The 12,864-nt window shown below is 30.4% G+C and carries 10 protein-coding genes; 6 read left to right on the forward strand and 4 right to left on the reverse strand.

Features of this window, described 5'->3' with window-relative positions; all coding sequences use genetic code 11:
- The first annotated feature begins 509 nt into the window (after positions 1-509).
- The 3 genes from QZU90_RS06140 to nifU all read left to right on the forward strand — a co-directional run bounded on the left by QZU90_RS06140 (position 510) and on the right by nifU (position 3,773).
- Positions 510-1,826, forward strand: a complete 1,317-nt coding sequence (locus tag QZU90_RS06140) for an O-acetylhomoserine aminocarboxypropyltransferase/cysteine synthase family protein (RefSeq protein WP_295605939.1) — start codon at positions 510-512, stop codon at positions 1,824-1,826.
- Between the two features lie 306 nt (positions 1,827-2,132).
- Entirely contained in the window at positions 2,133-3,338 is a 1,206-nt protein-coding gene (nifS, locus tag QZU90_RS06145) for a cysteine desulfurase NifS (protein ID WP_295605941.1), read from the forward strand.
- A gap of 60 nt (positions 3,339-3,398) precedes the next feature.
- Positions 3,399-3,773 (forward strand): Fe-S cluster assembly scaffold protein NifU, encoded by a 375-nt coding sequence (gene nifU, locus QZU90_RS06150; protein ID WP_295605937.1) that lies wholly within the window; start codon positions 3,399-3,401, stop codon positions 3,771-3,773.
- Positions 3,774-4,390: 617 nt separating this feature from the next.
- Here the strand turns inward: nifU and QZU90_RS06155 are convergent.
- The 3 genes from QZU90_RS06155 to QZU90_RS06165 all read right to left on the reverse strand — a co-directional run bounded on the left by QZU90_RS06155 (position 4,391) and on the right by QZU90_RS06165 (position 7,964).
- Complete coding sequence (locus QZU90_RS06155; protein WP_296856182.1) at positions 4,391-6,724, reverse strand: DHH family phosphoesterase; 2,334 nt, start codon at positions 6,722-6,724, stop codon at positions 4,391-4,393.
- 87 nt (positions 6,725-6,811) lie between these two features.
- On the reverse strand, positions 6,812-7,321 hold the full coding sequence (locus QZU90_RS06160) for a hypothetical protein (RefSeq protein WP_295596904.1): 510 nt from the start codon (positions 7,319-7,321) through the stop codon (positions 6,812-6,814).
- Positions 7,322-7,583: 262 nt separating this feature from the next.
- On the reverse strand, positions 7,584-7,964 hold the full coding sequence (locus QZU90_RS06165; RefSeq protein ID WP_295605933.1) for a desulfoferrodoxin: 381 nt from the start codon (positions 7,962-7,964) through the stop codon (positions 7,584-7,586).
- 405 nt (positions 7,965-8,369) lie between these two features.
- Here QZU90_RS06165 and QZU90_RS06170 point away from each other — a divergent pair, with 405 nt between their 5' ends.
- Together QZU90_RS06170 and QZU90_RS06175 are read left to right on the forward strand one after the other, a co-directional pair.
- Positions 8,370-9,296 (forward strand): DUF2121 family protein, encoded by a 927-nt coding sequence (locus tag QZU90_RS06170; protein ID WP_295605931.1) that lies wholly within the window; start codon positions 8,370-8,372, stop codon positions 9,294-9,296.
- Positions 9,297-9,374: 78 nt separating this feature from the next.
- Complete coding sequence (locus QZU90_RS06175; RefSeq protein ID WP_295605930.1) at positions 9,375-10,280, forward strand: MBL fold metallo-hydrolase; 906 nt, start codon at positions 9,375-9,377, stop codon at positions 10,278-10,280.
- 161 nt (positions 10,281-10,441) lie between these two features.
- On the opposite strand, the gene aroC is transcribed toward QZU90_RS06175, so the two are convergent.
- Positions 10,442-11,557, reverse strand: coding sequence for a chorismate synthase (gene aroC / locus QZU90_RS06180; RefSeq protein ID WP_295605928.1), 1,116 nt, complete (start codon positions 11,555-11,557; stop codon positions 10,442-10,444).
- A 310-nt stretch (positions 11,558-11,867) separates the two neighbouring features.
- Between aroC and hemB the strand changes: the two genes are divergently transcribed.
- Positions 11,868-12,863 (forward strand): porphobilinogen synthase, encoded by a 996-nt coding sequence (hemB, locus tag QZU90_RS06185; protein WP_296856185.1) that lies wholly within the window; start codon positions 11,868-11,870, stop codon positions 12,861-12,863.
- Position 12,864: the final 1 nt, after the last annotated feature.

The raw sequence follows: 12,864 nt of genomic DNA on the forward strand, positions 1-12,864 counted from the left end.
CTCGTTTCGATCCCAGAAGTTAAGTCTTTTCGCGTTTTGTTTGTGTACTATGGGTTTCGGTCTATGGGAATTTCATTTAGCTGCCAGCCTTTTTTTATCTAACATTATTTAGTTTTATATTTTGCGAACTTTTTATTATCTTTTTTTATTATCATTTAGTATGATTGATCTACTTTTATTTAATTTCTTAAACGATTTTTCTATATTTTGCTATTGTTTTTTCTTTATAATTTCTAGAATTATCAAAAACTTTATATACTATGTATAACAATTGTTATATAATGAATATTTTTCTTAAAATTTATTTTTAATAATCTCACTATTTTTAATATTTTTTCATTAAGAATAGAACACTTGTAAATATAAAATATAACAATTGTTATTTTTTAATGATTATATTAAAAATATTTCAAAAAGAATATTTTTAAGAATTTTATTAAATGTCTAATTTATTAAAATCCACTAGTATTCATTATATTTATTAATTAATTTATATTATAGGTGATAAAATGACTAACAAAAATTATGGATTAAGTACTTTAGGATTACACGCAGGACAAGAAGAACCAGACCCAGCAACAGGATCAAGAGCTGTTCCGATTTATCAAACTTCATCTTATGTATTTAAGGATACGGATCAGGCAGCAAATAGGTTTGCTCTTCAGGAATTTGGTCAAATTTACAGTAGATTAACTAACCCTACTAGTGATGCATTTGAAGCGAGAATTGCTGCAATAGAAGGAGGTAATTCTGCAATATCTGCTGCTAGTGGTTTAGCTGCTATTACTTATGCATTATTAAACATTACCCAACCTGGTGATGAAATAGTTTCTGCAGATAATTTATATGGTGGAACATACCAATTGTTTGATTACACTTTTAAAGATTTGGCACGTAATGTTATCTTTGTAGATTCTCAAGATCTTGATGCTTTTGAAGCGGCTATAACTGATAAGACAAAAGCAATTTATGTGGAATCTATCGGAAATCCAAAATTGGATGTTCCTGAATTTGAAAAACTAGCTGAAATCGCTCATTCTCATGATATTCCATTAGTGGTAGACAATACTGCTGCTGTTGGATTAGTAAGACCTTTAGAACATGGAGCAGATGTAATTGCAGCTTCTGCAACCAAGTTTGTTGGAGGTCATGGTACTGCTATAGGAGGATATATTGTCGATAGCGGTAAATTCAATTGGGGAAATGGTAAATTCCCTACCCTTTCTGAACCAGACCCAAGTTATCATGGTCTTAACTATTGGGAAGTATTCGGTGATTTCCCAGGTCTTGGAAACATTGCTTATACTCTTCGTATAAGAGCAAGATTATTAAGAGATTTAGGTGCAACACTTGCTCCTGTTCACAGTTTCATATTCTTGCAAGGTTTAGAAACTTTATCTATCAGAATGGCTAAACATTCTGAAAATGCATTAAAAGTAGCTAAACATTTAGAACAACACCCTGCAGTAAGTTGGGTAAGTTATCCTGGACTTGAAAGTCATCCAACACATGAAACTGCTAAAAAATACTTAGGAGACCAATATGGTGCTTTATTGACCTTTGGTGTTAAAGGTGGTCTTGAAGCAGGAAAAGAATTCATTGATAATCTTGAATTGTTATCTTTACTTGCTAATATTGGTGATGCAAAAAGTTTGGTTATCCACCCAGCTTCCACTACACACCAACAATTAACTCCAGAAGAACAGGAAAGTACTGGTGTAACTCCTGACTTGATTAGAGTATCTGTAGGTCTTGAAGATGTAGAGGATATCATTGCTGATATTGATCAAGCTTTAGAAAAAGTCACTGCTAAATTTGGAGAATAATTTAATTCTCCAATTATTTTTAATATTTCTATACCCTTAATTTTTTATTTTTTTTTTAAATTTTTGTATTTTTTCAATTATATTTTTCACTTAAATTTTTCAATTTTTATAATGCTCTTTTTTAAAAAAGTTAGTTAAACCTAAACTTTATATACTAAAACTTACTAATAATAAATTAGGAAATATAACTATAGTTATATTTTTTAAAAAATTATAATAACGTAGTTATTTTATCTTTAAAATAATTAATATAATTACTAAAAAAATAATTTTTATTTAGAGAAAAAATTGGGAGAGCTAATTATGATATATATGGATAATTCTGCTACTTCTCCAGTAAAAGAAGAAGTATTTAATGCAATGGTACCTTATTTGAAAGAAGAATTCGGTAATCCTTCTACTTTTTATAAATTAGGTAGGAATGCTAAAAAAGCGGTTGAAGAAGCTCGTGAACATGTAGCTAAATTAATTAATGCTGATACAAGGGAGATCATATTTACAAGTGGAGGAACTGAATCTGACAATATGGCTATTAAAGGTGTGGCTCTTAAATTTGAAGATAAAGGTAAACATATTATTACTACAGAAATTGAGCATCCTGCAGTATTAAGAACTTGTGAATTCCTTGAATCAAGAGGATATGAAGTTACTTATTTGCCAGTAAATGAAAATGGTATAATCAGTATAGAAGATTTAAAAAATGCAATTAGAGAAGATACCATTTTAATTTCTGTCATGCATGCAAATAATGAGATAGGAACTATACAGCCAATTGAAGAGGTAGGTAAGATTGCAAAGGAAAATGGAATTATCTTCCATTGTGATGCAGTGCAATCTGTAGGTAAGATTCCAGTGGATGTTAAAGAAGCAAATATTGACTTATTGTCCATTTCTTCCCATAAGATTTATGGTCCAAAAGGTGTTGGTGCAATATTTATTAGAAAAGGAGTTAGATTAGAATTATTGATTCATGGGGGAGGTCAAGAGAACGGTCTTAGGTCTGGTACTGAAAATGTTCCAGGTATCGTAGGTTTTGGTAAAGCTGCTGAGCTTGCTTATGAACATTTGGATGAAAACATTGCAAAACTTACAGAATTAAGAGATGCTCTTATTGAAAAGATTAGTGATAGGATTCCAGAAGCTTACTTAAATGGGGATAGAGAGAATAGACTTCCAAATAATGTAAACTTTAGATTTGCAGCAATCGAAGGGGAAGGTTTGATCTTAAGATTAGATGCTAAAGGAATCAATGGTGCAACTGGTTCTGCATGTTCATCAAAAAGTCTAAAGGCATCCTATGTATTAAGTGCTTTAGGTTTGGAAGATGCTGAGATTCACGGTTCCTTAAGATTAAGTTTAGGTACTGAAAATAGCTTAGAAGATGTAGATGTTGTTGTAGATGCATTGGATGAAGTTGTTTCAGGATTAAGAAGAATGTCCCCATTATGGGATAATGAAAATAATGAATCTTTAGAATTAGATGAGTCTAAGTTTACAGACCCAGATCATTAAGTAAAAATTTAAATATTAGGATTATTTAAAAAGATAATGTAAAGAATAAGGTGATAAGATATGTACAGTGAAAAAGTTATGGACCATTTTGCAAATCCAAGAAATTCTGGTATTATTGAAAATGCAAGTGGTGAAGGAACTGTTGGAAACCCTACTTGTGGGGATTTAATGACTATTTACATTGATGTTGATGACAATGATGTAATTCAAGATATTAAGTTTGAAACCTTTGGTTGCGGTGCTGCAATAGCTACAAGCAGTATGATAACTGAAATTGCAAAGGGAATGACAGTTGATGAAGCTTTAGAGATCACTAGAAATGATGTTGCTGATGCATTAGATGGTCTTCCACCAATCAAGATGCATTGTTCTAACTTAGCAGCAGATGCATTGACTGAAGCAATCAAAGATTACAAATCTAAAAAAGCTGAATAAAAATTTTTATTATTAATTTTTAAATTTTTTATTCTATTTTTTTATTCTATTATTTATTCTATTTTTTATTTTAATTTTTTTCAACTATTTTTTTATAATAATTTTTGAAATTATTTTTTATTCTATTCTTTTAAAACTATTTTTATTTATTTCATATAATTTTTTCAATTTCAATTTTTTAAGATTTTTGTTTCATCTCTTTAAAACTTTTTTTTAAATTTTTTTATAATTTTCATAAAAATCCACATTTTCAAAAAATTTTGATAAAAATTTTCCCAATTTTTCACAATTTCATTTTTGTGCAAAAATTATATAGTAACATTTCATTAAATGATGGTTTATTCAAAATGAATTAATTTAATTAATCATAAAATCAATTTAAATAAATTATATCTTCTGAGTATAAAAATGAATTTAGTATATCTACATCTAACAGTTTAAAAATAATGATTTAATAAATTTTTAATTTTGAGTTATCAGAAAATAGAAATTTTAGAAAAAAGTTAAAAATTATAAAAATTATAAAAATTATAAAAATTAGAAAAATAGAAAATTGAAAAAAAATAATTCATGATAAAATTTATCAAAAAATTATTTTTCTATTGAAATTATTTTTTTTATTCATTAGTCATATTTTGGATTTCACTTAGAAGTTGATTCAATACTTCCTTACCAAGACCTTCAATATATTTTATTGATCCTGCACATTCGTGACCTCCACCATCAATACCTGCTTGAGGTATCTTATCTGCAAGACTAATGACTATATTATTTACATTAAATCCAAAGATCTTATGGACAGAATCAGTTGCCCTTAAAACTCCAAAGTCAGGGCCATGTCCAAGTGTAATGATTGGCTTATCTTCACCAATCTCTTTAACAATCTTATCATGGACAAATCCACAGGTTTTTCCAGGAGCAGGGAATGTAAATTTATGAGCATATTTTTCAACATCCAAAACGTTGAAGTAGATTCCATTTTCCAATTTCACTCTTTTTATATTAGGCAAAGCCGCTTTCATTTGGGTATCTACACGTTTTAGGTATTCTTTATATAATGCTTCAACCATCTTAGGATGCTTGTCAAGATTGTCTACGCCTAAAATGGTATCAATTATGCCTCTACCATTCATGAATCTAAGGAAGTAAGCTTCAAAATCGATACATTCAGCAATCTCCTTCAACTGCTCTCTATCATATCCTTTCTCAGATGCAAGATTTACATATTGTTCCACTTCATCTGCTTCTGCACGGTCTCCTAAAACTGCTATAGCCGGCAAGTGTTTTACTAAATCTTCAACATCTGGATTTATGATGTGTGCAACTTCAGTAGCTAATGCTCCAGCAGTTATTTGTGAATCTCCTCCAACAAGATAAGGATTTACATGAGTGTCAACGTATTCATCCACTGCAACAGTACCTGCAATAATGTCTTCATTGTTGCACTCTGCACTTCCATCAATTGTTTCTCCATTTTTCAATGTTTTTGTAATCAATTCTCCAGGGAAGTGATGGTCAATAACAACTATTTCAATATCATAGATTTTTGCCTGCATCAATGCTACAATGTCTTCCTCAGTGGAACCATTGTCCAATAACACAATCAATGGCAATTTTTGCCCATGTCTTTCAAAGTCTTCCAATGCAAAGGATAAGTCCTTAACCACATCTTCCAATTCATAGAATGGCGCTTTACTAGGAGAACGTTTGAAGTAGTGATATTCTGCATCATTATCCGGATTGAACTCTTTTAATAAGGGGATCACTGCTTTTTCCATTGCAACTCCTGCACAAATACCATCTGCATCTGCATGGTGTCTAACAAGGATAGATCTTCCGTCTAAAATTGCTCTTCTGATAACTTTTGCAGCTTCTCTCATTTTAGGTTTTAACCTATCTAAAACTGGGCTTTGGATTAAGAAATCAACATCATCAGGTTCTGCTTTTTTATCTAAAGCAATATCAATGAATTCCTTCATTTTGTTTGCTTCTTCATCTCCAAGCTTTTCAATGCTGCTTGATTCTATTTGAATTTCACCATTATGCTTATTGACTTCTCCAATTACCTCTACAATGTCCCCTATTTCAATTTCAGGGTACATTCTAACTCCAGGTTCATTAAATGCTGCAGCCCAGGTAATTGCAGTTTCATCAGTGATTGTAAAAATAGTTGGTCCAGATGTCTGTTGGATTTGTATAACTTCTCCATAGACTTTAACGACATTACCCATTGAAGAATCATCAAGTGTTTCGATTTTGGTTCTTTTGATGTTTTTCTTGACTTTTTTAATCACATATTCCCCTTTGAAAACGCTTGCAGGAGCCATATCCACTTCACGTTTTCTCTCTTTGATTTGGGTGATTCTTACAAATACATAATCTCCAACTTTATTTGTAGAATTACGTGTTCTCATGAGTCCCCAAACCTGATTGTTTAAGCTAACAAAAAGACCATATCTTTCCACTCTTGTAACTTTACCTCTATAGATGGAATTAAGCTCTAAGTCACTCATTTCGCATAATCCATCTAATTCATAAACAATTTCCTTTCCAGAAATATCTGATTCCACAACAATTTTTTCTGGATTTTTCTCTCTTTCCAATTGTTTTTTCATTTTTTCCTCTTCATGTTTTTCTGCACATTCATCACAGTAATTCTTATCAGAGTCAATACGTTTTCCACATTCATTGCAAACAGTAATTTCACCAGTTCCATTACAGTAGGAACAGTCTTCCAAAACATCTACCATTCCCTTTCCATCACATACTTCACATGGAACATCCTGATCTGCATCTAAATCAAACTTAGCTCTAGCATTACTGTTTACACCTTTAAAGTGGTTTTTCATTTCAAATGTATCTACATAACCGGTTCCATCACAATTTTCACATATTTTTGTATCTACAGCTATGGAACCAGTCCCATTACATTTTGGGCATGCTTTTTTCATTTTTCCCCCTCATAGATCTTTCTAATAAATTGAATAATTCAAATAAAAATATAAATTATTATGTTGAATAATCCCTATTTTAGATTATTAGATTATTCCTGCTTTTTTGAAAATTTCTGAGTTTTCTTCTACTAATTGATTTCTTTCACCTTGAAGTATCACTGCTTTTTTCATTAGATTATTAGCTGATTGAGCATATGAATTTCCTGAATATGCATCATTATTTGCATAATATTGAATAGCTAAATAAAGCTCATCACTTGCCTGTTTCTTTAATGACACTTCTTCTTTAATCAAATCAATGTACTCTTTATATACACTTTCATTTAAGTCATCTTGATAGTCTTCAATTTCTGAAAGTTTTGTTTCTGCATCATTGAATTTTTCCTTTGCAATTTGAATGTTATTGTTTCCACTTGCATAATCACGGCTATTTATGGAGCTGATTGCAGCATTATAATCGTTATCGCCTTCAGTAATATCAGTGTTCAAATCTTTCATTCTATTGTTTATATTATCAATAGGACTGTTAATGCAACCGCTTATACTAACAACTGCTATCAATACTAAAACAATTAATATAATATCTTTTCTCATGCTATCAAAATTTAATTTTTTTATTTAAAAATTACAGTTAATTATTTTTAGTTTTTATTATAATTTTATTATAGTTAATAATTTTATAAATTTTACTTATATAATATTAATATTATGAATTTCATATTTTATAAAATTTAGTAATTTGATGAAAAATAAGATTATTTTAAGATTATTAAAATTAGGAAAAATAGAGAAATAATTTAAAAAAATGTTTTAAAAAAATAAAAAATAGAAAAGTATTATTTAAAATAAATAATACTTAGGAATGCCATAAACCGTGGATGTTACAATATTCAATAGCTTTTACATCTTCAACTTCTGCATTTACATCGAATACTGCTTTAGGTTCATCACCAGGTTTTAAGTTTGCACGGTAAACTTGGTCTCCTACAATTAATTCAACAAAGTTAATGTAATGTTCCTCTAACATTGGGTGAGCTTCTTCTCCCATAGTTACGACAATTTTGCCGTCTTCTTTAGTGATAACTGGGATGTGTTTTACTCCACCTTCTGGTAATTGTCTAGGTTCTAAAAGTTCCATTGCTTCTCCACAGCATACTAATTCTCCAGCACCTTCAACAATAACTTCTACCATGTTTCCACAGTGGTTACATCTGTAAATTTCATTGATTTTAACCATATTATTACCTCCAAATAATAATTAATTCTACTTTGTCCCTTTCAATATATAAAGTTTTATATTATTGAAACATTTAAGGTTTATGGGTTAAAATTTATGAGATTTTACATTTTTTAGTTTAAATGAGTTCAAATTTTAAAATATTTTATAAAAACTTTTTATATTTGTAAAAATATAAATATATAATAAGATATTAAATTTCAAAAAAGTTTCAATGGAGGTAAAGTTAAGCCTTTCATTTTTAATGTTTTTTATAAGATTTTCAACACTTTTCTGAAATTTGAAATTTTTAATTAATTTAAGAAAATTTAAAATTTAATAGGCATAAGTTGAAAGTATTTGGATTGTAAAATTTGGATTGTAAGTTAAATTTAAGTATGCCTAATGTTTAAGCGATGTGAGATTATGAGTTTAATTATTGCTTATGTAGGAAAGAAAGGATGTGTAATGGCAGGAGATAAGAGAAGAATTGCCTATTTCGGTTCTAAAGAGGAACGTGAACTTTTAGAACAGGAAATTTACACCGGTGAAATTACCAGTGATGAAGAATTATACGCAAGAGCCGAAGAGCTTGGGATAAGCCTTAAAGTTACAGATGATGCAACTAAAGTAAAAAGTGTAGAAAATGTAGCTGTAGGAGAGGTCAGTTCAAGAGGAACTATGGAAACCAAAAGGAAAAGAATTTACGGTACAACCAACGGTTTCCAGATTATTGAGTTAACTGGATCTGAAATAGTTAATTCAAAAAAAGGAGAGTCCTCAATTATCGTATTTGGTAATAAGATTACAAAATCATTAGCTAATGAAATGCTTAAGAAAAGATGGAAACCTAGTTTTAGCTTGAAATATATGGGAGATATCTTCGGTCAAATCATAGATGATATTTCTAAAAAAACTCCTTCTTTAGGTACTAAATATGATGTTGTCATCCAACAAAACAACTTGTCTAAAGACAAAGTTCAAGATTATTTAGATGAAGTAATTGAAAGAGATGTAAATCTTTTAGCTAAGTTTAGAACAAAACTCCGAGAGGATTTATTAAAACAAAATGAGACAATTAAATTAGCATCTACAATAATAGATGAGGGTCCTGTTGGAATTGTTGATTCAATTGATGATAAGATGATTCAAGTGAAATTAAATCCTGATGTAAGGGCATTTGACATCAATTGGAAACTTCTTGCAAAACCTAGTGAAAATGTTATCATGTTTGTTGAAGGTGAAGATGATGCATTATTAAAGGACCAAGTTGTTATTGAAAATGAAGTTTTATGCATTAAACGTAATAAGGCTAATTTAAAATGTGATATTATTTTATGTCATCTTGAATAAATAGTGTTTATTGTCGATTAAGTATTTAGATTGATTGCATTTAGAGTTATTTTATATTTTTTATAAAAGGTGACAATAATGAAAATTACATTTTTAGGCTCTGGAGGTGGTAGATTTGCCACCATCAGTCAGAAAAGAATGACTGGGGGCTTTAGAATTGATGATTTCGGAGGAAAAAATTATCAAGTCGACCCAGGTCCTGGAGCATTGGTCAGATCGTATCAGTTTGGAGTAAATCCAACAAAAATTGATGGGGTTTTTATTTCACATTCCCATACAGACCATTATAATGATGCTGAAATATTTATTGAAGCAATGACAAGGGGAATGACAAAGAATAATGGTATCATCATGGGGAGCCAAACCGTTTTTGAAAAGTTCCAACGTTGGGGTCCTGCTATTTCAAGTTATCATAAAAGCAATTCTAAAAATCTGATTTTAACCCCTAATAAAATAGCACGTTTTCCTTCATTTACCATTAAAGGTACTGAAACAAGGCATGGTGACCCTACAGGTGTTGGTTTCCAAATAGAGAATAATGGCTTTAAGATTTCATATACCTCTGACACTGAATATTTTGATGAATTGCCTAAATATCATAAAAATGCAGACATTTTAATAGGTAGTGTTTTAAGACCAGGCCCAAGATCCATTAGGGGACATATGTGCACTGATAATTTCATTGATATTGTTGAGCAAGTCAAGCCAAGTTTAGCGATTATGACCCACTTTGGTTTCAAGATGATTGCGGCAAATCCAGTTGAAGAGGCAATAAGAGTCTCTAAAAAGACTGGAGTTAGAACATTAGCTGCTTTTGATGGTATGAAAGTGGATATCAATGAGAAATATCCTGAACGTTCTAAAATGATTCGTCTTAAGGACAGGTTTGCAAATCGCATAAAACAAGAGGATGTATATTCCCTTAATTTCGAATCAAAACCCAATAAAAAAAGGAATAATAAGAAAAATAATTATAATAATTAAATTAATTTTCTTATTTTATTTTTTTAATTTCTATTTCTTTAATTTCATTTTTTAATTTCTATTATTTTTCTATTTTTTTAATATAATAATTTTTTATTTTTCAGCTGTTTTTTTTCATTTCATGTAATTTCAAGATTTCTACATGAGATTCCTATTTTGATTTAAATGGATTTATTCAAGTTTGTTGGATGAATAAATCCGCTACTAATCATATGGTCTGCTAAAATTATAGCTGTAGCTGATTCGGCAACTGCAGTTACTCTTGGACAGATACATGGATCATGTCTGCCACTTATTTCAATTGTTGTGTTTTCTCCTTTTTCCAAGTCAATTGTATTTTGGATTTTAGAGATTGAAGGTGTTGGTTTAACTGCAATTCTTGAAACGATTGGCATGCCATTGCTCATGCCTCCAAGGATGCCTCCAGAATTATTGGTTTTAGTTTTTATGCATTTTGCCCCATCATCATTTTCATCATAGCAGAATTCATCGTTAATTTCTGAAGCGGAATATTTTGCACTTTCAAAACCTAATCCTATTTCAACTCCTTTAACTGCATTAATGCTCATTAATATTTGTGCTAAATCACCATCAAGTTTTCCAAATACTGGTTCACCAAGTCCTGCAGGAAGTCCTGTTGCAATTGTTTCAACTATTCCACCAATTGAATCTCCTTCCTGTTTTTTAGAAAGAATCAATTCTTCCATAAGTTTTGCAGCTTCTGCATCGCCACATTTAACGTTGTTTTTTTCAATTGTGTCTTTTAAGTTTTCATAATCTATATTTTTTGCTTTGATATCTCCGATTTGAACTACATGAGATATTATTTCAATGCCTTGGGTCTTCAATAGTTTCTTTGCAATAGCTCCTCCAATAACATGTCCTATAGTGATTCTACCGCTTCCACGACCGCCTCCATTGTAGTCGTAAATTCCATACCTTTCCATCCAGCAGAAATCTCCATGTCCTGGTCTTGGAGTGTTTTTAATGTTTGAATAATCCTTAGATTTCTGATTAGTGTTATAAACGATTCCAGTGATTGGGGTTCCATCTGTTTTGCCCTCAAATATTCCAGATACTATTTCTATTTTATCTCCCTCTTGTCTGGATGTTGTGAGTGCACTTGTTCCAGGTCTTCTTTTATTCAATTCAATTTGAATATCCTCTTCGCTAAGTTCCAAATTAGCCGGACATCCATCTACAACTGCTCCAAGTGCTTTTCCATGACTGGAACCGAAACTTGTAATTGAAAAGATTTTTCCAATAGTGTTTGTCATATTATTCCTCAAAATATTTTATTAATTATTATAAGTTTGTTCACTTTTCCCAATTTTAATTTTCTAATATTAAATATTTTTATTTCCATTAATATAGTTTAAGTTTTTATATGGTTTATTTTAAAATTATTTTAAAATCATTTTAAATTATTTAAAATTATATTAAAATTTATATTAGTAATTTAATATATTAATATATGAATAAGATTAAGATATGAATAACTTTAATTAATGCCTAAAATTGTTCTATTTTAATCAAAATTAAACTAACAATAATTTTTTTATTAACATAATCATTAGAAGTGAAATCATGAATTTTCCAATTACAAGAATGAGAAGATATAGGAAAAACTCTAAAATTAGAGACATTGTACGTGAAACTAAATTGAATAAAGAGGATTTGATTTATCCAATTTTTGTTAAAGAAGACTTAAAAGATGGTGAAAAGGAAGCTATTTCCACAATGCCTGGAGAATATAGATATTCTTTAAATGACTGTGTGGAATATGCAAAGGAATTGGAAGCAAAAGGCTTGAAATCAATCATTGTCTTTGGTATTCCAAGCCCAGAGAAAAAGGATGCAATCGGATCTCCTGCTTTTGCTTCAACAGGTATAGTTCAAAGAACTGTTCGCAAGCTTAAAGAGGAAACTGATTTGGTTATCATTACAGATGTCTGCTTATGCCAATACACTTCCCATGGCCATTGCGGTTTGATTGAAAAGAATGATGACACTGACTTCGGCTTTGAAATCTTAAATGATGAATCCTTGGAATATCTTGCAAAGGTTGCATTGTCCCATGCAGAAGCAGGCGCAGATATTGTAGCCCCTTCTGATATGATGGATGGCAGAATCCAAGCTTTAAGGGAAATCCTTGATGAAAATGGCTATTACAATACAATGATTATGTCCTATTCAGTTAAATTCGCTTCTTCATTCTATTATCCATTTAGAGAAGCAGCATGTTCTTCTCCTTCAGCAGGAAACAGAAAATCATATCAAATGGATCCTGCAAATGCTCTTGAAGCAATTAGGGAAGCGGAACTTGATGTCATTGAAGGTGCTGACTTTTTAATGGTTAAACCGGCACTTCCTTATTTGGATATTATTAAGACAATTAAGGATGAGTTTCCAATGCCTTTAGTGACTTATAATGTAAGCGGGGAATATTCCATGATTATGGCGGCTATTGAAAACGGATATTTATCTGAAGAAGCAATAATGGAATCATTATTATCCATAAAAAGAGCTGGAGCTGATTTGATAATCACTAATTTTGCTCCTTATGCTTTAGACCACTTATAAT

Source organism: uncultured Methanobrevibacter sp., assembly GCF_902784195.1.
Lineage (GTDB): Archaea > Methanobacteriota > Methanobacteria > Methanobacteriales > Methanobacteriaceae > Methanobrevibacter.